At 72.3% G+C, this 18,971-nt stretch carries 18 protein-coding genes and 1 pseudogene; 12 read left to right on the top strand and 7 right to left on the bottom strand.

Going from position 1 to position 18,971, the window contains the following annotated elements; translation table 11 throughout:
• The first annotated feature begins 39 nt into the window (after positions 1 to 39).
• The 5 genes from ACZ7PG_RS02755 (at position 40) to ACZ7PG_RS02735 (ending at position 6,713) form a co-directional block, all read left to right on the top strand.
• A complete protein-coding gene (locus ACZ7PG_RS02755) occupies positions 40 to 987 on the top strand; it encodes a hypothetical protein (RefSeq protein ID WP_470237358.1) in 948 nt (315 codons plus the stop codon).
• A 55-nt stretch (positions 988 to 1,042) separates the two neighbouring features.
• The gene (locus tag ACZ7PG_RS02750) at positions 1,043 to 2,662 is read left to right on the top strand and encodes an autotransporter outer membrane beta-barrel domain-containing protein (protein WP_470237357.1); all 1,620 of its coding nucleotides are present in this window, start codon (positions 1,043 to 1,045) and stop codon (positions 2,660 to 2,662) included.
• Between the two features lie 266 nt (positions 2,663 to 2,928).
• A complete protein-coding gene (locus ACZ7PG_RS02745) occupies positions 2,929 to 3,495 on the top strand; it encodes a hypothetical protein (protein ID WP_470237356.1) in 567 nt (188 codons plus the stop codon).
• Between the two features lie 108 nt (positions 3,496 to 3,603).
• Positions 3,604 to 5,415: an FAD/NAD(P)-binding protein gene (locus ACZ7PG_RS02740; protein WP_470237355.1), complete on the top strand. Its 1,812-nt coding sequence runs from the start codon at positions 3,604 to 3,606 to the stop codon at positions 5,413 to 5,415.
• Between the two features lie 74 nt (positions 5,416 to 5,489).
• A complete protein-coding gene (locus ACZ7PG_RS02735) occupies positions 5,490 to 6,713 on the top strand; it encodes a putative PEP-binding protein (RefSeq protein ID WP_470237354.1) in 1,224 nt (407 codons plus the stop codon).
• Here the strand turns inward: ACZ7PG_RS02735 and ACZ7PG_RS02730 are convergent.
• Positions 6,694 to 7,572 carry an aminoglycoside phosphotransferase family protein gene (locus ACZ7PG_RS02730; RefSeq protein WP_470237353.1) on the bottom strand — a complete coding sequence of 293 codons (879 nt, stop codon included), beginning with the start codon at positions 7,570 to 7,572 and terminating at the stop codon, positions 6,694 to 6,696. The genes ACZ7PG_RS02735 and ACZ7PG_RS02730 overlap by 20 nt on opposite strands.
• 7 nt (positions 7,573 to 7,579) lie before the next feature.
• The gene (locus tag ACZ7PG_RS02725; RefSeq protein ID WP_470237352.1) at positions 7,580 to 8,104 is read right to left on the bottom strand and encodes a hypothetical protein; all 525 of its coding nucleotides are present in this window, start codon (positions 8,102 to 8,104) and stop codon (positions 7,580 to 7,582) included.
• Positions 8,105 to 8,197: 93 nt separating this feature from the next.
• On the opposite strand from ACZ7PG_RS02725, the gene ACZ7PG_RS02720 reads away from it, so the two are divergent.
• Positions 8,198 to 9,022, top strand: a complete 825-nt coding sequence (locus tag ACZ7PG_RS02720) for a DUF72 domain-containing protein (RefSeq protein ID WP_470238986.1) — start codon at positions 8,198 to 8,200, stop codon at positions 9,020 to 9,022.
• A 5-nt stretch (positions 9,023 to 9,027) separates the two neighbouring features.
• On the opposite strand, the gene ACZ7PG_RS02715 is transcribed toward ACZ7PG_RS02720, so the two are convergent.
• Positions 9,028 to 9,669: a GNAT family N-acetyltransferase gene (locus ACZ7PG_RS02715; RefSeq protein WP_470237351.1), complete on the bottom strand. Its 642-nt coding sequence runs from the start codon at positions 9,667 to 9,669 to the stop codon at positions 9,028 to 9,030.
• 239 nt (positions 9,670 to 9,908) lie between these two features.
• A complete protein-coding gene (locus tag ACZ7PG_RS02710) occupies positions 9,909 to 11,081 on the bottom strand; it encodes an MFS transporter (RefSeq protein WP_470237350.1) in 1,173 nt (390 codons plus the stop codon).
• A 99-nt stretch (positions 11,082 to 11,180) separates the two neighbouring features.
• Here ACZ7PG_RS02710 and ACZ7PG_RS02705 point away from each other — a divergent pair, with 99 nt between their 5' ends.
• Complete coding sequence (locus ACZ7PG_RS02705) at positions 11,181 to 12,260, top strand: DUF5937 family protein (RefSeq protein WP_470237349.1); 1,080 nt, start codon at positions 11,181 to 11,183, stop codon at positions 12,258 to 12,260.
• Positions 12,261 to 12,269: 9 nt separating this feature from the next.
• Here ACZ7PG_RS02705 and ACZ7PG_RS02700 read toward each other — a convergent pair whose 3' ends face one another.
• On the bottom strand, positions 12,270 to 12,440 hold the full coding sequence (locus ACZ7PG_RS02700; RefSeq protein WP_470237348.1) for a hypothetical protein: 171 nt from the start codon (positions 12,438 to 12,440) through the stop codon (positions 12,270 to 12,272).
• Positions 12,441 to 12,670: 230 nt separating this feature from the next.
• Positions 12,671 to 13,693 (bottom strand): SDR family oxidoreductase, encoded by a 1,023-nt coding sequence (locus tag ACZ7PG_RS02695; RefSeq protein ID WP_470237347.1) that lies wholly within the window; start codon positions 13,691 to 13,693, stop codon positions 12,671 to 12,673.
• A 117-nt stretch (positions 13,694 to 13,810) separates the two neighbouring features.
• Between ACZ7PG_RS02695 and ACZ7PG_RS02690 the strand changes: the two genes are divergently transcribed.
• Positions 13,811 to 14,347, top strand: coding sequence for a TetR/AcrR family transcriptional regulator (locus ACZ7PG_RS02690; protein WP_470237346.1), 537 nt, complete (start codon positions 13,811 to 13,813; stop codon positions 14,345 to 14,347).
• A gap of 6 nt (positions 14,348 to 14,353) precedes the next feature.
• On the opposite strand, the gene ACZ7PG_RS02685 is transcribed toward ACZ7PG_RS02690, so the two are convergent.
• On the bottom strand, positions 14,354 to 15,403 hold the full coding sequence (locus tag ACZ7PG_RS02685) for a glycoside hydrolase family 43 protein (RefSeq protein WP_470237345.1): 1,050 nt from the start codon (positions 15,401 to 15,403) through the stop codon (positions 14,354 to 14,356).
• 196 nt (positions 15,404 to 15,599) lie between these two features.
• On the opposite strand from ACZ7PG_RS02685, the gene ACZ7PG_RS02680 reads away from it, so the two are divergent.
• The 4 genes and pseudogenes from ACZ7PG_RS02680 (at position 15,600) to ACZ7PG_RS02665 (ending at position 18,967) form a co-directional block, all read left to right on the top strand.
• On the top strand, positions 15,600 to 16,109 hold the full coding sequence (locus tag ACZ7PG_RS02680; RefSeq protein ID WP_470237344.1) for a DUF6630 family protein: 510 nt from the start codon (positions 15,600 to 15,602) through the stop codon (positions 16,107 to 16,109).
• Between the two features lie 98 nt (positions 16,110 to 16,207).
• Positions 16,208 to 16,932, top strand: a pseudogene (locus tag ACZ7PG_RS02675) ((Fe-S)-binding protein).
• A gap of 17 nt (positions 16,933 to 16,949) precedes the next feature.
• Positions 16,950 to 18,380, top strand: coding sequence for a lactate utilization protein B (locus ACZ7PG_RS02670; RefSeq protein ID WP_470238985.1), 1,431 nt, complete (start codon positions 16,950 to 16,952; stop codon positions 18,378 to 18,380).
• Complete coding sequence (locus tag ACZ7PG_RS02665) at positions 18,377 to 18,967, top strand: LutC/YkgG family protein (protein ID WP_470237343.1); 591 nt, start codon at positions 18,377 to 18,379, stop codon at positions 18,965 to 18,967. The genes ACZ7PG_RS02670 and ACZ7PG_RS02665 overlap by 4 nt, the downstream gene beginning before the upstream one ends.
• The last annotated feature ends 4 nt before the right edge of the window (positions 18,968 to 18,971 follow it).

Raw genomic sequence — 18,971 nt, 5'->3', positions numbered from 1 at the left:
ACTGACGGTGAAGTCCAGACTCGAAAGGGGGTGAAATGGATGGATACTTCCCAGACGGACGACACGCTGGTCCGGCATCCGGTGCTGCTGCGGGTGCTCGTGGTGGCCGGTGCGTTGGTCGGGTTCACCCTGCTGGCCTTGGCCGTGTCGCAGGCCGCGGACGCTTCTCCGGGAGCGCCGCCGCCGGACCGGCCGAGCCTGCTCGATCGGGCCGGTGACGCCGCGCACGGCGTGGTGAAGCCGGTCGAGCCGGTGGTGGGCGGGGTGCATGTGGTGACGTCGCAGGTGGCTCCGGTGGTCGAGCCGATGGCGGGCGCGGTGCATTCGGTGACAACGAGCCTGGCTCCGGCGGTGAAGCCGGTGGCGGGCACGGTGCACGCGGTGGCATCGCGCGTGGCTCCAGTGGTCGAGCCGGTGGCGGGCACGCTGCACGCCGTGACGTCGCGCTTGGCTCCGGTGGTGAAGCCGGTGACGGATGGGCTCGAGCCCGTCGTCGCGCCGGTGTCGCGCGCGGTGGAGCCGGTGCTGCACGCGCTGTCGCCGGTGACCGAGCCGGTGCTGGCCGCGACGGCTCCGCTGACCGCACCCGTGGTGCGGCCGATCGGGACCGACCGTGTGCTGTCGCCGGTGACCGGGCAGCCAGTACCGTCGTCGGCGCCCGGTGAGACAGGTTCTCCGGCCCAGGTGACGGGCCTTCCGGCCGTTGCCGGGCACGGGCACGGGGACGCGCACCATCGCCACGTCACCCGGGAGACGATTTCCGGGGTGGCCGGTCCGTGGTCCGGTTCGGGCGGCGGGCTACCCGCCGATGTCTCCGGTACGAGCGGGGCGATGTCGGCGAGTCCGGGTGGTCAGCACGGCGGCGAGTACGCCGTGACCACGGCCGGGAGCGCCGTTCCCGGTACCGATCGCACGTGGCGGGCACCACCCGCCGGGGCGTGGTCGTTGCACTGGCTCGAGTACTACGGCAACGACCATCCGAGCTGACAAACCCTTTCCACCCTCAAAATCCACAATGGACAGAGAGTAGGAAAGGGAAGTCATGCACAAGTACGTGCGACGCGGCCTGACCGCCGCGTTCATCTCCGGCGGGTTCGTCCTGCTGGGGTCAGCGGTGGCCAGTGCGGACACCGGGAACCAGGGCCCGCTCGGCGGGCTCGGCACCACGCTGCACTCGGTCGTCTCCGGCACCGCGAACGGCGGTAACGGCGGCGACTCGGGCTCCGGCGGGAACGCGACCAGCGGCAACAACGCTGTCAGCGGGAACTCCGGCAACTCGGGCAACTCCGGTTCGACCGGCGGCAACAGCGCTTACGGCGTCTGCGTGCTGGCCCAGTGCAGCACCTCGGTGTCCTCGGGCGACTCCGGGAACACGGGCGCGACCGGGTCGACCGGGAACGCCTCGAACACCAGCACCACCACCGGCGGCAACTCCGGGACCGCCGGCCACGGCGGCTCCGGGACCGCGGCGGCGACCGGAAAGAACACCGCGGACTCGCGGGGCGCCCGCGGCGTCCTCGGCTCGGTGACCGGGACCGCGAAGGGCGGCAACGGTGGCGACTCCGGCGACGCCGGCAACGCCACCAGCGGCAACTCCGCGGTGTCGGGGAACTCGGGCGACTCCGGGAACTCCGGCTCCACCGGCGGCAACAGCGCCTACGGCCTGTGCGTGCTGGCGCAGTGCAGCACCACCGTGTCCTCGGGTGACTCCGGGAACACCGGCGCCACCGGCTCGACCGGCGACGCCGGGAACACCAGCACCACCACCGGCGGGAACTCCGGCACCGCGGGCAACGGTGGCGACGCCACCACGGCCGCGTCCGGGAAGAACTCCGGTGGCAGCAGCTGGAAGCGTCACGACCAGGGCGGCAAGACGGGCGTCCTGGGCTCGGTCACCGGCACCGCCACCGGCGGCAACGGTGGCAATTCCGGCGACGCCGGTAACGCGGACAGCCACAACAGCGCGGTGACCGGGAACTCCGGCGACTCGGGCGACTCCGGTTCCACCGGCGGCAACACCGCCGTCGTCTGGACTCTGGGTGGCCAGGGCAACCGCTGGCACCACGAGAGCGGCTCGAAGTCGGCCACCACGGTGACGTCGGGTAACTCGGGTGACACCGGCGCCACCGGTTCGACCGGTGACGCGGGCAACTGGAGCACCACGACCGGCGGGAACTCCGGCAACGCGGGCAACGGTGGCGACGCCACCACGGCCGCGTCCGGGACGAACGCCGGTGGTAGCAGCTGGAACCGGCACGAGCAGGGCGTCCTGGGTTTCGTGTCCGGCACCGCCAAGGGCGGCAACGGTGGCAACTCCGGCGACGCCGGGAACGCCACCAGCCACAACAACGCGGTGAGCGGCACGTCCGGCAACTCGGGTGACTCGGGCTCGACCGGCGGCAACACCGCCGTCACGTCGGCCCGCGGGCACGAGCAGCAGGGCCGCCACCACTGCGGTGGCTGGCACCAGGGTGGCACGAAGTCGCACACCGCGGTGACCTCGGGCGACTCGGGCACCACGGGTGCCACCGGCTGGACCGGTGACGCCGGGAACGACAGCACCACCACCGGCGGGAACTCCGGCTGGGCGGGCAACGGCGGCGACGCCGGCGTCCACGCCTCGGGCTGGAACACCGTCGCGCACAGCCCGCACACCGTTTGACGGTTCGCGGGAGACACGGGAGCGGGGGCACCGGAAATCCGGTGCCTCCGCTCTTCGTCGCGGGGTCCGGGCCCGGAAGGGACTGCTGCGCGCCGCACTGGCGCACGACCGCGCCGCCGAGCGCGACGAGCGAGCCGCCCGGCTCGGCGGCGCGTCCGGTCATCGGCAGCAGGCCGGAGCCCATCGAGGGCGAGGGACGGCCGTCGGCGCGCGGCGGAGATCGGGACGGCCCGTAGCTCGAGCGAGCCGGTGGGTAGGGTCGCCTGATGGGGTTCGGAGAGCGGGCGCGGAGGGTGCGTGACGGACGGCTCGCGCACGGTCGGCGGGTCGCGGCGCTGTGTTCGTGCGTGAGCCTGTACCACCCGATCGGCCACCGGGCGACGTTGAGCTTTCTCGAGGAGCTGGCCGGGCCGTACCAGCGGCACGAGCGGGCGCTGGTGCGTGCGCTGGAGGAGCTGGAGGCCAGCCGCGCGGTGTGGCGCGCGGAGGCGACTCAGTACACGAACGCGCGCGTGCGGCAGAAGCGGCTCGGCCGGCGTGTGCCGCCGACCGGCCACGCGCCGCAGAGCAGAATGGGCGGACACTGGTACGCGGAGACTCCGGACGTCTCGCGACGCGCGGCGCTGCACGCGCTGAAAATCTGGGAGCACGACCTTCAGCCGGGGTTCGCGAATGACGAGCTGCTTTCCCTGGTTCGAAACTGCCTCGCCACCGGCGGCCGGCTCGCCGGTTCGCACCGGAACGGGGTGTCGATTCTCCAGGAAACGACCGAAGATATCCGCTGGCCGATGACCCTCATCGCGTCCGCCACCGGGGCGACGACCGGCCGGTGACCGATTCGCCCCCGGTCGGGTGAATGCGCGGACACGATCGGACGCCGCGTATCCGGGGCGGCACCAGGTAATCTCATCGCTCGCTGTCGAAGCGCAGGAGTGGCACAGATGCGGTTCTCGGACGGTTTTCGCAGGGTGGTCATCGTCGGCGCGGGCTTGGGCGGCACCGCCACCGCGGTCAGGCTCCTCCAATTCGCGCGAGAACCCCTGCAGGTTCTGCTGATCGAGCGGCATCCCGAATACCGCAGCGCCGGCGTGGCCTACCACCGGGCGGGCAACCACTGGCACCACGTCTTCAACATCCAGGCCGGCCGGATGTCGATGTTCCGTGAGGACGTCGACGATTTCCTGTCCTGGGCGAACACCGAGGCCGACCGCACCGGCTGGCCCGCGCAGTGGAGCGGCTTCACGTTCACCGAGTCCGGGCCCGCGCCGCGCCGGATCTACGCCGACTACCTCGCGGACCGCCTCGCCGAAGCCGCGCGCGAAGCGGCGGACGGCGTGACCCTGGTCGAAGCCGACGGTGAAGTCGTCGACGTGGCGATCGGCGCAGGCGACGCGCACGTCGTCGTCGACCGGTTCTCCCTGCCGCACAACGGTACCGAGCCCGATCGCGTGACTCTCCGCGCCGACCACGTCGTCGTCGCGACGGGCCTCGAAGAACGGGACCTTCCGTTCGCGACCGACGTGACGAACCACCCGTCCTTCGTTCGGCACCCGTATTCCGAAGCGGGAACCGCGCGCATTCTCGGCATCCGGAAAGACGCCACGGTCGCCATCATCGGCACGCTGCTCACCGCGTACGACTCGGCCGCGCTGCTGCTGCGGCGTGGCCACACGGGAAAGATCGCGATGATCTCCCGGTCCGGCCGGATGCTGCGGACCTACCCGCCGGACCACCGGCACCGCGTTCTCGATCTGCCCGCGCCGCGGCTGCACAGCGACAGCTACGAGGGCCGCGAAGCCCTGCTTCGGCGCGTCACGGCCGAATGGGAACGGGCGTGCGCAAGCGTCGTCCGCGAACACCCGGAGGTGGCGCCGATGGTCGTGGCGGAACGGGTCTCGAAAGCGTGGGAACCCCACCTGCCCGCGGTGCTGGCCCGGATCCCCGCCGCCGACCTGCGGTCCCTGCTCGACCAGTACGGGACGCTGCTGGCCACGCTGCGGGTCGGCGCGGTCGCGTACACGACCGAGATCGTCGACGCGGCCATCGACGGCGGCGGGCCGATCACCCTCGTCACCGGCAAGGTGGACCGGATCGTCGGCGCCGAGGCGGGCACGCTGAGGGTGTCGGTGGCCGGATCGCCGGCGCGGACGCTCGAAGCGGACCTCGTGATCTCGAACTTCGGGCGGGAGCCGGACTACGGCCGGACCGGGTCGGCGCTCTGGGCGGCGCTCCTGCGCAAGGAGATCGCCGTGCGGCACCGGCGGACCGGGCGCGGTGTGGAGGTCGACGCGTCGGGTGCCCTCCTCGGACCGTCCGGGGCCGCGTCCGGCCCGATCTCCGTGATCGGCGGTCCGCGCGAGGGTGACGAGATCGTCCGGTACGGCCGGATCGGCGCGTTCACGTTCAACCTCGCCGCGATCAAGAACCATTCGGTCGGCGTCGCCGCGACCGTGCTGCGCCGGCTCGAATCGTGCTACGGCGAGCGTGCCGAGGATCTCGGCCTGGGGGAGGCGTTCTCCCGTTCGGTCATGCTCGAGGTGCGTCGGCTGACCGCGCGCCGCAAGAGCGACCGGGACGCACTGACGACCCGGCTCGAGGCGAGCCTCGGGGGCGACACCTCCGGCGGGACCGATCGCGCCCGGCGATCCGCCGTCAACACGGCCGCCATGACGAAGCTCAACGACCTGTCCGTCACCCCGCGCGAACTCCGTGGCCTGCTAGCGCTCGACGAGCCGGTGGAGTCGCTCGGCTGAGCGTCCACAGTGGACTACCGGGAGCCGCAAGGGGGAAGACGCGCCGGCGGCGGGAGGTCGGTCAGCCTGGTGTGATGCCTCGGCCGGGCTTGCGTGAGATACCGGGTTCCCTGCTCGTCGGCTCGCCACGAGCGAGCGTTCGCGGTGTCTGCAACCCCACCGGGAAACCGGTCGCGGGCGCCATTCTGGTGGTCGAGACGCTGAGCCCCGACTGCTACGACGCCATCGTCGTCTCGTCCGCCGTGATCTGCGCCCGAGGCGGCCGGACCGGCCACATGCAGTCGCTGTGCCGCTCGCGGGGAATCCCCGTTTTGCGCGTCGACGAGTTCGACGCGGCCGTGTTCGCCGGCGAGGTCACCATCCGGGTCGACCGCGAGTCGGTCGTCCTCGGCGGTGTCGACGTCGCGCCGCGGCCGGCGCGAGTCCCGGGTATCGGCGTCGACGACCTGGAGTCGATCTGCGTGGTCATCGCCGACGCCGCCGACATCCGGTCCACGAACGACCTCGTGCCGCGCGTCGAGCAGGCGAGCTGCTTCTTCGTCCGCGAGGAGTTCGTCTGCTTCGCCGCCGATCTGAGCCCGGTCGACGCGCTCCGGGCCGGGGATCGCGAGGCCGAGCGGTACGGCGAAGCGATCGCCTCGGAGCTGTGCTCGATGGTGAAGGAGCTCCTCCCCGGCCAGCGCCTGGTCATGAGGCTGCTCGACCTCCGTTCGGACGATGCCGCCCGGATCACGACCGGGGTGACGGTGGCGGAGGAACCCAACCCGGAGCTCGGCCTCCACGGCGCCCGGTGGCTACTGGCGGACGAGCGTTATCCGCGCGCGTTCCGGGCACTGCGCGCGTACCTGCAGGACCGCCTCGGCTGGGACGCGGATCGCGTCGGCTTCGCGTTGCCGTTCATCAACGACGAGGACGAGTTCCTGAGGCTGCGGCAGCACCTCGGCCTGACCGGCGACACACCTCTCGGCGTCTTCCTCGAAACACCGGCCGCCGTGCACTCGACGGCCGGGTTCCGCGCCGCGGGAGCCAGCGAGCTGTTCATCGGCACCAAGGACCTGATCCAGTTCTACCTTGCCGCGGACCGCGGCAACCACCTCGTCGCGTCGTCGTACCGGACCCGGCACCCGGCGGTGCTGGCCGCGGTGCGCCAGGCCGTCGAGTCGTGTCACGAAAGCGGGTTGCCGCTGCACGTGTTCGTGCTGGGTGCCGATGTGGACCACTACCTCCGGCACCTGCCGACCCGCATGCTCATGATGTGCACCGCCGAACTGGCGGACCTCACCCGGCGGTCAGGGTGAGCAGCTCGTCGAGCGTCGCCTCGGGACCGCCGTTCGTGAGGTGGGCGATGGCGAACATCGGCGCGATCACGCGGCTCCAGGCGAACAGCCGGTCCCCGTCGAGCCCGCATGCGGTCGCGACCCGCCGGCAACGCACCTCGACACCCTCGTGCCCGGCACCGGCGACGACGTAGTCGACGGCGTCGAAGCACGGATCACCCAGACACGCCTTCGGATCGATCGCGACCAGGCCCCGCGACGGGCCGCCGTCGAGGACGTTGCCGAGGTGCAGATCGCCGTGCAGCAGGACGATTCTGTGCTGAGTGTCCAGCAATGCGTCACAGCGTCGGATCGTCCGCTGCCAGTCGGCCCGGCTGATCCGCGCGCCGATGGCGGGTTCGGCCAGTCGCCGGCCGACCCGGGCGAAAGCCTCGTCGCACCGGCCCCGCAGATCCCACGGCCATCGCGCGGGCGGGGTGACCGTGTGCAGGTCCGCGAGCAGTTCGCCCCATAGCTGCGGCAGCGATGCCGGTGACAGGTCTTCGGCTTCGGTGCCGGGGAGGACCTCCTCCATGACCATCGCCCCGGCGTCCGCGTCGGCGCACAACACGGCCGGCACCCGCCCCGACGGCGCGAACAGGCGTGCCATTTCTTCTTGCCTGGCCAGCAATGTCCGGTCGGGACTGAGCTTGAGAACGGCCGGCGTGCCGTCCGGCCGCCGACAGCGGAAGACGACCGAGGACGCCCCACTGCCGAACATGTCACCGAGCATGAGTCCCCATCGGGAGGCCAGCCGCGCGGCGAGGGCCGGGACGTCGGCGAGCCAGGCTTCGGCCTCGGGACCGAATCGACGCACCAGCCGCGTGGTCAGGTCTTGCATGCGTCGGCTAGTGCCCGCGAGCGGGTTGGGTCGAGCGCAGCGGTCGCGCGAGTGCCTCGACGACGGCGGCGGGCAGTCGCAGCGTCGGCGACCGTTGCAGTTCCGCCTCGAGGTCGAAGTCGGGCTGGGCGCAGCCGCAGTCCAGGTACTCTTCCGCGGCGAAGCATCGGCTGGCCAGGTCCGAGGCGAAGTCCGGGGGCGCGAGCCGGGCCAGCGCGCGGATCATCGGTGCGGTGACCGCGGCCGGCCGGGCGCGGAGGTCGTCGGCCAGCAGGCGGGCCAGGAGAGCGGCCGCCTCGTCCGTGCCGAGGGGCGAGATCCCGCGCCGCTCGCAGATGGCGGCCACCAGCGGTTCGGTGTCCCACCCGTTCACCCGGCGGCTCAGGCCGGCCAGTTCGGCGATCTCCGGATCGTCGTTGCCTTCCAGCAGCAGGCTGACCGCGACGTCCGGCCAGTCGGCGGGCGCGAAGCAACCGCGGTGTTCGGCAGCTCTCGCGATCGAGAGCGCCATTCGCGTCGAAGCGTCGTCCACCCGTCGAGGGTAAAGGCCGCGGGCCGGGTAGTAGTTTTCATTTACGATCGAGGGGAGGTGACGCCGGTGGGACGTCTGCACGTCGGCTGCGCGATGTGGACCCACAAGGCGTGGCCCGGGCGGTTCCTGCCGCAGCCGCTGCCGGCCAAGGAACGGCTGCGGGCCTACGCCGGCTGGTGCAACGCAGTCGAGGGCAACACCACCTTCTACGCGACTCCCGCCCGGAACACCGTCGAGACGTGGGCGGAGCAGACCGACCCCGGCTTCCGGTTCGTGGTCAAGGTGCCCAAGGTCGTCACGCACGAGCGCCGGTTCGCCGGGGTCGAGACGGAGATGCGGGCGTTCCTGGACGCGATCGAACCGCTCGGCGAACGCGCGGTCCTGTGGACGCAGCTGCCCGGCTCGTTCGGCCCCGCGGACGTCGACGCCCTCGTCCGCTTCCTGCGTCGGCTCCCCGCCGACCGCCGGCGCGCCGTGGAGGTGCGTCACCCCGAGTTCTTCACCGACGCCGCCTCGACGTCGCTGCTGGAGGGGGCGCTCGCCGGCGCGGACGCCGAGTGGGTGCCGTTCGACACGACGGTCTTCTTCCGGACCCCGCCGACCAGCGAGGCCGAGCAGGAGGCGTGGGGCAAGAAACCGCGGCTCCCCCGGCGGACGCGGGCACTGACCGACCAGCCGATCGTCCGCTACCTGGGCCGGGATTCGGTCGAGGAGACGGTCGAGGGCTGGCGGCCGTGGACGGAGGAGGTGGCCGGCTGGCTGCGCGAGGGCCGATCGCCGACGGTGTTCGTCCACACCCCCGACAACAACGACGCCCCGGCGCTCGCCCGCCGCTTCCACGCGGACGTGCGAGCGCTGGTGCCGGGCCTCGATGCACTGCCCGAGCCGGAGCCGATCGAGCCGGCGACGCTGTTCTGAGCTGGTCAGAGGCCGAACATCGGCAGGCAGGCCGTCACGCCTTCCACCTTGGTCCCGGTTCGCGCCTGCCGGGTCCACGTTTCCCGCGTGAGCCGTAGCCGGTCGGAGACGAGGGCTTCGTCGCCGCGGGCGTCGACGGAGATGCCGTCGGGCTCGTAGCCGAGCCGGCGGGACACTCCCTGCGACGCGTGGTTGTCCTGGAACACCTCGGTGAGCGCGGCCCGCGCGCGGAGGTGGTCGAAGGCGAGCGTCAGCAGCCCGGCGCGGGCCTCGGTGCCGTAGCCCTTGCGCTGGTGGGCCACTCCGAGCCACGCGGAGGTCGTGACCTCCCGGACGACCGTGAAGTCACGCGCCCGCAGCGTGACGACGCCGAGCGGGTCGCCGTCGCGAAAGACGCCCAGGCCCAGTTGCCAGGCTTCGACGGTCCAGTTTGCGAGCCGGCTCCAGTGGCCCTGGAGCACGAACCGTGCGCGTTCGTCGGGGCCGCCGTCGGTCCAGGGCGTCAGGAACGGACGTTCACCCGGCGCGTGCACCCCGATGGCGGCGAGGTGGGCGAGGTCGGCCAGTTCTTCCTCGCGAGGGAGCCGAAGCTCGAGCCGCGGCGTGAGGATGGTGAGGCCGTACTGGGGCCACAGATCGGAGAGCACGGGGGTTGATCCTGCTCAATGGGGCTTTTCCGCGCTACTGGTTTGTCCGGCGTGAGTGATGTGCGGCACACCGCGACGCAGTACCGCGATGCAGTTCTTGCCGCCCGGCTGACTTGGACGTCGACGAAGCCTTCATCGCCTGCACCGTGCAAGCAGACCGCCGCGGGCGACGACGGGTGCATACCGAGTTGCCCACCCGACGAAGACCTGCAGCTGACGTTCTATCGCGGGCCGAGCGCTCACTTCTCGGTCGCAACGGCCGACGCGGACACCAGCGTCGCAGCGGCAAGACTTCCCCAGAGAACAACCGAACCCTGAGACGCAAGACCGGTGATCACCGCCGGCGACACAGCCAGACCAAAGCCCGTGGAAAGCTGAAACCGCGCCAGAGCGCGACCCAAAACCGGAGCCGGAACAAGAGAAGTGACAAGCGCAGTCGCACTGCCCGCGTAGACGATCTCGCCAAGAGTGCACACCACGGACACCGTCGCCACCGCCGCGGCACCCCACGACGTGGCCGCCAGAAAACCCAGATACGACGCAGCGATCACCACCCCGGCCAGCGACAGCACCGTCCGCCGGGCAAAGCGGGACAGCAGGACCGTGACCGGCACCTGCAGGGTCACCACCACCACCGTGTTCGCCACGAAGATCGCCGCCGCCCACACCGGGGACGCGTGCAGCTCGGTCAGCAGGACCAGCGGCAGTGCGATTTCGGGGACGTTGAGGCAGAACACGTAGATCACGTTGGCCGCCAGCAGCGCGCGCATCCGGGGTGCGGGTCCGGCGTCCTCGGGCCGGGTCGTGCTCGGGTGGGCCTGGAGGTGGACCGACCACGCCAACGTCGCCGCGGCCAGGTACGCCAGCCCGGTGCAGGCCGCCAGCACCTGCAACGCCGTGGTGCCGCCCGCCAGGCACGCCGTCGCGATCAGCGCGCCCACACCCAAGCCGGCGTTGCGCAGCGCTCGCCCGCCCGCGAGGGCCGCGTCGCGTTCGCGGCCGTGGGCGACCGTGGCCACCAGGGCCGCGTGGGCGGCCGGCCACGCCTGGTTGCCGATGCCCAGGAAGAGCGCCGCCGTCGTGAACAGCCAGACGTGCCCCGGCGGCGCGGCCAGCAGCAGCGCCACGCCGAGCACCCGCACCAGCATCGATGCCGCCACGACCGTGCTGCGCGCGCCCCGGTCCAGCCACCGGCCGACCGCCGGCATGCACACCAGGCCCGTCACGACGCCGGCCGTCATGGCGATGCCCGTCACCGATGGGGACAGCCTCAGCACCGTCACCCCGTAGAGCAGCAGGAACGGCCGCAGCATGCCGGTGCCGAGCGCGTCCACGACCAGCGCGACGGCATAGCGGGGACCGCCGGAGGCCCGGACCAGGGCACGAGGGCGGATCTTGGTGGGGGTTGCCATGGCGTCCACGGTGCGGCCGGCCGCCGTCCTGGCCGCGTCGATTGACGGACACCGTCAACCGGCGCGGTCATCGGCCGTCCGACCCGCGAGAATGACGGGGTGACGTTGAGGATCGACATCGGCGGCCTGCCGCCGGGGCGGCTGCGGTTCGCCGCCTCCCCGCTGGCCGAGCTGACCGCGATGCTGCACGTGCTGGCCGAACCCGGGCACCACCCGCAGCTCGCCGGCTGGGCCGGGGACGTCTGGGCCGGGCTGCGGCCGGAGCTGGCCGAGCGGCTCAAGGAGGCGGAGTTCCTCTGGCGTTCCTCGCGAGCCGACTTCCTGGTCCCCGCGCGTCCCCGGCCGACCCTCGTCGAGGAGCTGGACGACGTCGACCGGATCGACGACGAAACCTACGTGACCGCCGCGCTCATCACCACGTGCGGCAGCAACCGGGTCCACTTCGCCGGGCCGTCACCGCTCGCCGACGCGACGGTGCGCGAGCGAGCCCTGGACCTCGCCCAAGCCCGCGGCGTGCTCCAGGAGGCCTTCGCGGAACGGCTGCTCGCGGACCCTGCGGCCGTGCGGGCGCGGGTGCGCGACACCCTCGAACAGTGCGCCGAGGCCTTCTTCGACGCCGCTTGGACGGGCATCGCCGGGCAGCTCGCGACCGACCTGCGGCTCAAGAACGACCTGCTGAAGCGCCAGGGCATCGGGGCGGCCCTCGCGTCGGTCTCCGGCGCCGTGACCCTGGCGCCCGATGGCACCAGCATCGTCGTCGACAAGCTGCAGGACAACGCGACGGCCGGCCGCGGCGTCACCTTCGTGCCCAGCGTCTTCGGCCGCCCGCACCTGGTGGCGGTCCACGCACGCGGGTGGCAGCCGGTGCTGCAGTACCCCGTCGCCGAGGCGAGCCCGCCGAAGCCGGTTTCGCTGGAGACGGTCACGCTGCGGCTGGAGGCGCTCGCGCACCCGGTCCGGCTGCGGCTGCTGCGCACCCTGGCCCGCGGCTCGCACACCACCAGCGAACTGGCCCACGCCTGGGAACTCTCGCCGCCGGAGGTTTCCCGCCACCTGGCCGTCCTGCGCCGCGCGGGCCTGCTCACGACCCGCCGGCACGGCCGGTTCGTCCGCTACACCCTCAACGTGCCCGACGTGACGGCGCTGGGGGCCGACCTGCTGGCGGCCGTCCTGCGCTGAGACCCGCCGTCAGTCCTCCGAAGGGGTGTGCCGGGCTGTGAGCTCCGTTCGCGAGCGGACCGCTCCGAGCCGGGCCCGGGCCGAGACGTGGTCGCGTCTGGCGGCCAGTTTCTCGTGCGGGGCGAGGAAGTCGCCGGCTTCGTCGAGGCGGCCGAGCACGACGAGGGCCTGGGCGTACATGTCCGGCCACGGCCAGTGGCCGGGCTCGTCGGTGCCGGCACCCGGCGCCGGCCGGGCAGCGGGTACAGCGCGCGCAGCACGCCGGCGGAGTCGGCGCGGGCCTCGGCGACGTGGGCCCGTGCCAGCAGGCCCGGCACGCGCATCAGCGCGTAGTCGCCCGCGCCGATGGTGGTCCGCAGGAGCACTTCGGTGCGCCCGTCGAAGGTCGCGGGCTGAGCCCGGCGCGGCCGTCAGACCGTCGCGGCGTCGAGGGCGAGCAGGCTCTCCGCGGTCTCGGCGATGGTGTCTCCGATCGGCCGCGGTGACCAGCCCAGCATCCGCTGGGCCTTCTCCGAAGTGGCGTCGTAGTCGCGGCCGAGCTGAGGGCCGAGGATGCGCATTCCGGGGTTGATGCGCGCGAGCGCTCGTGCCGTCCACACCGGCAGTTCGCGCGTGGGTACCTTCGATGCCCGGTCGCCGAGGCGGTCGCGCAGGATCGCCGCGATCTCGCGCACCCACAGGCTGTGGCCGGAGATCGCGAGGAACCGCTCGCCCGCCGCGGCGGGGTCGGTCATCGCCCGCAGGTGCAGGTCCGCGACGTCGCGGACGTCCACGTACCCCATGCCGAACTTCGGCAGCGCGGGCATCTCCCCGGTCAGCATCCGCCGGATCAGGCCCAGCGACGGCGAGTAGTCGGAGCCCAGCACCGGCCCGAACACGCCGACGGGGTTCACGACGGCCAGCTCGATCCCGCCGTGCTCGGCGATGAACTGCCACGCGGCTTTCTCGGCCAGGGTCTTGGACTTCTGGTACGGCGGGATCCCGGCGTCCACATCGGACCAGTCGGCTTCGGTGAACACCCGTGACTTCTCGGGGTGCCCCATGCCGATCGCCCCGAACGCCGAGGTCAGCACGACCCGCTTCACCCCGGCCTCGCGCGCGGCCCGCAGCACGCGCAGGACGCCGTCGCGGGCGGGCACGACCATCTCGTCGTCGTTCTTGGGCACGCTGGTGAGCGTCGGGGATGCGACGTGCAGCACGTAGTCGCAGCCTTCCACCGCCTCGCGCCAGCCGGCGTCCTGCTGCAGGTCCGCCCGCAGGACGGTGAGCTTCGCGTCCTCGGGCGCCCCGCCGGCGCTCAGCATCGCCCGCACCTCGGGCTCCTTCTTCAGGTCGCGCACCGTGGTGCGGACCGTGTGCCCGTCGGCCAGCAGTGCGAGCACGCACCAGCTGCCGATGTAGCCCGAGCCGCCGGTGACCAGTACTTCAGCCATGGTTGAACCTCACAAGGATGGGAGTGGGAGTTGGCGTCGCGTGCGCCGCTCGTCTAAGCTTCCGGAGAGCTCTCCACATACGTTAGTGGAGACTTCTCCGGATAGCAAGGACGGCACATGGTTCGCTCGGACGCGCGGGAAAACCGGGCTCGCATCCTGGAGGTCGCGCGCGAGGCCTTCGCCGAGGGCAGCGACGTCTCGATGAACCGGATCGCGCAGCTCGCCGGCGTCGGGCCCGGCACGCTGTACCGCAACTTCCCGACCCGTGAGGCCCTCGTGCTGGCCATCTACCAGAACGAAGTCGACCGGCTCATCGCGTCCGTCCCGGACCTGCTCGCCGAGCTGGCCCCGCTGGAGGCGCTGCGGCAGTGGACGGTCGACCTGGTGGCCGCCATGCGGAAGAAGCACGGCCTCGGCGACGCGCTCAGCCCCGGCGCGCACCAGGCGATCAGCGAGCAGACCTACGGCCCGGTCATCGCCGCCATCACGCGGCTGCTCGACGCCGGCAAGGGCGACGGCACCATCCGCGCCGACGCCGACCCCCGCGACTTCCTGCAGCTCACCGGCGCGCTCTGGCGGGCCGCGTCGGGGCCGGAGGACCGGTCGCCGTCGATGCTGGCCCTCATCCTCGACGGCCTGAGCGCGCGCCGGTGAGCCCGCTCACTCGAAGAACTTGAGGCTCCAGCCGGTGTCGGTGTTCGCGCCGGGGACGTTGGCGCGGCGGTACGTCGTCGAACCCCACCAGCAGAACGTCCCCGTGTACCAGTAGCGGTTGGCCCACGAGTACGGCGTGCCCTTGGGGACGGCGTGGAACATCAGCGGGAACTTCGGCCCGGCGGGCGGGCTGGTCGCGATGTCGCCGTTCAGCAGGACGAAGCTGTGGCTGCCCGGCCCGTCGACGTACAGCGTCGGGTCCCAGCCGGCCATCATCGTCTCGCGGTGCGAGCCGAACAGGCAGCCGTTCGACTTGTACCAGTCCCAGACGTACGTCGGGTCGCCGCCGGCGCGCAGCCGGACCTCGGCGAGGCAGTACTGGTCGCTCCAGCTGCCGTTGGCCGAGTAGACGATGTGCAGCTGCCCGCCGGGGTCCTTGATCACCGAGGGAGCCTCGTTGATGAACGGGTTGCCCACCACGCGTTCCCAGCTCTCGCGCGGCTGGGAGATGACGTACCGCGCGCCGGTCGGGGTCGTCGGGCTGCTCATCCGCGCGAGGTAGAGGTTCTGCTCGACGTTGGTGTCGCCGGCCCAGCCCGACCAGACGAACCACCGCTGCCCGCCGAAGGTGAACAGCGTGCCGTCGATGGCCCACTTGCCGTCGGGCAGCGCGAGCTGGGTCTCGGCCGTGTAGCCGCTGTCGGCGACGGCGGAGCTGATCACGTACATCCGGTGCGCCGCACCGGTTCCGGCCGAGAAGTAGACGTAGAACCGGCCGCCGTCGGTGACGATCTCCGGCGCCCACACCTCGCCGCGGCCGCGGCTGTCCGACCAGATCCGCCGGGCGGGCGCACCGGCCAGGCCGTCGGGTGACGTGGCCTGCCGCGCCACGATCCCACCCCCGGACGACTGCACGGCGACGTAGGTGGAGCCGACCCGCAGCACGCTGGGATCGGCCGCACGCAACGCGGTCTGCCCCGCTTCGGCGGCCGGTGCGACGAGTGCGGTCAGGAGCGCGAAAACGGTGGCGAGGCAGAGGAACCGGGAGACCTTCATGGCCACATCCCTCGGTCGATCCGGGGCGGGGAACCGACAGGATCACCCGTGATCGGGTCGGTCCGGTAGCGCCGCGGGATCTTGCTCGATCAAGCTCGGGTGAAATTGGTCTGAACCGGTGAGGTCCCGGTCAGCGGGTCCGGTGGTTCGGCGGCGTGCGATCATCTCCGCGGCCGAGCACCCCTGGAGGACATCGATGACCACACCGGCTCGCGACGCGCTCGTGGCGGTGGCCACCCTGCTGGCGCCCGACGCCCCGCGGGTGCCCGCCCGTGCGGCGGCCGCCCACGACGACCCCGCCGCCTACCTGGTGGAGCACGCCGACCGGCTCGACGACCGCGGCATCGACGAGCCCTTCCCAGGGCTGCCGTGGATCGCGCTGGTGGACGCGCTCGCCGACCACGGCCTGCTGGCCGAAGTCGACTGGAAGGAAGCGCCCGACGAGATCGCGGGTCAGCTGCGGGCGTTGCGCTCCGCGCCGGGCGCGGACGAGCTGTGGGTGTCACTGGGGGAGAGCGACCTGCCGACGTACGAGTTCCTCGAGTTGGCGGGGGAGCGGCTGCGCGGCACCGGCACCGCGCTCGCCGTCCTCGACATCGAGTCCGACTGCTACCCGCTCGTGCTCCTGCCGGCCGCCCGGGCCGGCGACCTCGTCGCGCTCGCCGAGGCCGCCGGGTTCGCGGCCGCGGTGCTCGGTCGCCCGTGACCTATTGAAACGTAGAAATCAGCGCGTTGACTTGTCCGACGAGCACGTAGTAGCGTCGCCGCACGCAATGTTGAAACGTTTCGATCCGGAGGGCACGCATGAAGGTCGCCGTGCTCGTCACCTGCATCAACGACTCGCTCTTCCCGGACACGGGCAAGGCGGTGTTCCGGTTGCTGCGCCGCCTCGGCGTGGACGCGGACTTCCCCGAGGCGCAGACGTGCTGCGGCCAGCCGATGGTCAACACCGGCTACCTCGACGAGGCCGTGCCCGTGGCCGCGCCTTCGCGCGGGCGTTCGCCGGCTACGACTACATCGTCACGCCGTCCGGTTCCTGCGCGGGCTCGGCGCGTCACCAGCACGGCCTGGTCGCGCGCCGAGCCGGTGATCCCCGGCTGGCCGAGAGCGGGCCGAAGGTCTACGAGCTGAGCGAGTTCCTCGTCGACGTCCTCGGCGTGACCGACGTGGACGCCTACTTCCCGCACCGCGTCACCTACCACCCGACCTGCCATTCGCTGCGCATGCTCGGCGTCGGCGACAAGCCGTTGAAGCTGCTGCGCAAAGTGCGCGGGCTGGACCTGGTCGAGCTGCCCCGGGCCGACGAGTGCTGCGGCTTCGGCGGCACCTTCGCGCTCAAGAACGCCGAGACGTCGACCGCGATGGGCTCGGACAAGGCGCGGCACGTCCAGGACACCGGCGCCGAGGTGCTCGTCGCTGGCGACAACTCGTGCCTGCTGCACATCGGCGGCCTGCTGTCGCGGCAGCGCTCCGGCGTCCGCGTGCTGCACCTGGCCGACGTGCTGGCTTCGACCGAGGGGGACGCGTGAGCGCCACGTTCGTCGGCATGCCCGCGTTCCCATCGGCGGCCCGGGAAGCGCTTGCCGACACGCAGCTGCGTCGCAACCTCGCCCACGCCACCGGCACGATCCGCGCCAAGCGCGCGGCCGTCGTCGGCGAGGTGGCCGAGTGGGAAGAGCTGCGCCTGGCGGGCGCGGCGATCAAGGACAACACCCTGCGCCGCCTCGACGAGCACCTGCTGACGCTCGAAGCCGCCCTGCGGGCCGGGGGAGCGACCGTCCACTGGGCCCGCGACGCCCGGGAGGCCTGCGACATCGTCGCCCGCATCGCGCGCGACCACGGCGTCGACGAGGTCGTCAAGGTCAAGTCCATGGCGACGCAGGAGATCGGGCTCAACGAGGCCCTCGCCGAACACGGCGTCACCGCGTGGGAAACCGACCTCGCCGAGCTCATCGTGCAGCTGGGCGACGACCTGCCCAGCCACATCCTCGTGCCGGCGATCCACCGCAACCGCGCGGAGATCCGGGAGATCTTCCGCCGCGAGATGGCCGCGGCGGGCCGTCCGGCGCCCGACGGGCTCACCGACGACCCGGCCGAGCTCGCCGGCGCGGCCCGGCTGCACCTGCGGGAGAAGTTCCTGCGGGCGAAGATGGCCTTCTCCGGCGCGAACTTCGCCGTCGCCGAGAGCGGCACGCTCGTGGTCGTCGAGTCCGAGGGCAACGGCCGCATGTGCCTGACGCTGCCCGAGGTGCTCGTTTCGGTGGTGGGCATCGAAAAGGTCGTGCCCACGTGGTCCGACCTGGACGTGTTCCTCCAGCTCCTGCCGCGCTCCAGCACGGGGGAGCGGATGAACCCGTACACCTCGACGTGGTCGGGTGTCACGCCCGGCGACGGGCCGCGGGAGACGCACGTCGTGCTGCTCGACAACGGCCGCACGCGCGCGCTCGCCGACGAGGTCGGCCGGCAGGCGCTGCGCTGCATCCGCTGCTCGGCGTGCCTCAACGTCTGCCCGGTGTACGAGCGGACCGGCGGGCACGCCTACGGCTCGGTCTACCCCGGTCCGATCGGCGCGATCCTCAACCCGCTGCTCAAGGGCGTCGGCGTCGACGAACAGACCGACTCCCTGCCGTACGCGTCCAGCCTCTGCGGCGCCTGCTTCGAGGCGTGCCCGGTACGCATCGACATCCCCGAGGTCCTGGTGCACCTGCGGTCCCAGGTGGTCGACGCGCATCGCGGCGGAGCACCGAAACCCGAGGCGGTGGCGATGAAATCGGCGTCGTGGGTGCTGTCCGACGCCCGGCGGCTGGGGCTCGCCGAACGCGGCCTCGGCCTCGCGCACCGCTTCGGCCGCCGCGTGCTGCCGGGTGGCCGTCGCGGACTGTCCCGCCTGCCGTGGCCCGGTTCGCTGTGGACGACCGCCCGCGACCTCCCGGCCCCGCCGCGGGAGTCGTTCCGCGCCTGGTGGCGGCGGCGATGACGGCACGCGAGGACATCCTGGCGGCGGTCCGCGGCGCGCTGCGGGACGCGGACCGGACGGAAGCGGCGGTCCCGCGCGGCTACCGGTCCGGCGCCGCCGCGGACGTCGAGCTCTTCGCCGAGCGCGTGGTCGACTACCGCGCGGCGCTCACCCGCTGCACTTTCGCCGAGGTGCCGGACGCCATCCGCTCGGCCTTGGGGCCGGCGCGGGAAGTGCTGGTGCCGGAAGGCTTTCCGTTCGACATCGGCGTGGCCGCCTCGCCGGCCGGGCTGACCAAGGCCGACGCGGTTGTCACCACGGCCGCGCTGGGCATCGCGACGACCGGGACCATCGTGCTCGACCACGGCCCCGGCCAGGGCCGGCGGGCGCTGAGCCTGGTGCCGGACGTGCACGTCTGCGTGCTGCCGGAAGACCGGATCGTGGCCGGGGTGTCGGAAGCGGTGGCCGCGCTGGACCCGGCGCGGCCGCAGACGTGGATCAGCGGTCCGAGCGCGACCAGCGACATCGAGCTGACCCGGGTGGAGGGCGTGCACGGGCCGCGGACCCTGCACGTCATCGTGGTCGCGGGCAACCTCCCCGTCGGCTGAACCG

The organism is Amycolatopsis sp. NPDC114504 (genome assembly GCF_055633595.1).
Note: the sequence above shows the minus strand (reverse complement) of the source record. Positions and strands in the feature narration are given on the sequence as shown.

Coding starts and splice junctions, on each gene's coding strand:
- ACZ7PG_RS02755 (WP_470237358.1), top strand. CDS start 40: ATGGATACTTCCCAGACGGACGACACGCTGGTCCGGCATCCGGTGCTG.
- ACZ7PG_RS02750 (WP_470237357.1), top strand. CDS start 1,043: ATGCACAAGTACGTGCGACGCGGCCTGACCGCCGCGTTCATCTCCGGC.
- ACZ7PG_RS02745 (WP_470237356.1), top strand. CDS start 2,929: ATGGGGTTCGGAGAGCGGGCGCGGAGGGTGCGTGACGGACGGCTCGCG.
- ACZ7PG_RS02740 (WP_470237355.1), top strand. CDS start 3,604: ATGCGGTTCTCGGACGGTTTTCGCAGGGTGGTCATCGTCGGCGCGGGC.
- ACZ7PG_RS02735 (WP_470237354.1), top strand. CDS start 5,490: ATGCCTCGGCCGGGCTTGCGTGAGATACCGGGTTCCCTGCTCGTCGGC.
- ACZ7PG_RS02730 (WP_470237353.1), bottom strand. CDS start 7,572: ATGCAAGACCTGACCACGCGGCTGGTGCGTCGATTCGGTCCCGAGGCC.
- ACZ7PG_RS02720 (WP_470238986.1), top strand. CDS start 8,198: ATGTGGACCCACAAGGCGTGGCCCGGGCGGTTCCTGCCGCAGCCGCTG.
- ACZ7PG_RS02710 (WP_470237350.1), bottom strand. CDS start 11,081: ATGGCAACCCCCACCAAGATCCGCCCTCGTGCCCTGGTCCGGGCCTCC.
- ACZ7PG_RS02700 (WP_470237348.1), bottom strand. CDS start 12,440: ATGTACGCCCAGGCCCTCGTCGTGCTCGGCCGCCTCGACGAAGCCGGC.
- ACZ7PG_RS02695 (WP_470237347.1), bottom strand. CDS start 13,693: ATGGCTGAAGTACTGGTCACCGGCGGCTCGGGCTACATCGGCAGCTGG.
- ACZ7PG_RS02690 (WP_470237346.1), top strand. CDS start 13,811: ATGGTTCGCTCGGACGCGCGGGAAAACCGGGCTCGCATCCTGGAGGTC.
- ACZ7PG_RS02685 (WP_470237345.1), bottom strand. CDS start 15,403: ATGAAGGTCTCCCGGTTCCTCTGCCTCGCCACCGTTTTCGCGCTCCTG.
- ACZ7PG_RS02680 (WP_470237344.1), top strand. CDS start 15,600: ATGACCACACCGGCTCGCGACGCGCTCGTGGCGGTGGCCACCCTGCTG.
- ACZ7PG_RS02670 (WP_470238985.1), top strand. CDS start 16,950: ATGCCCGCGTTCCCATCGGCGGCCCGGGAAGCGCTTGCCGACACGCAG.
- ACZ7PG_RS02665 (WP_470237343.1), top strand. CDS start 18,377: ATGACGGCACGCGAGGACATCCTGGCGGCGGTCCGCGGCGCGCTGCGG.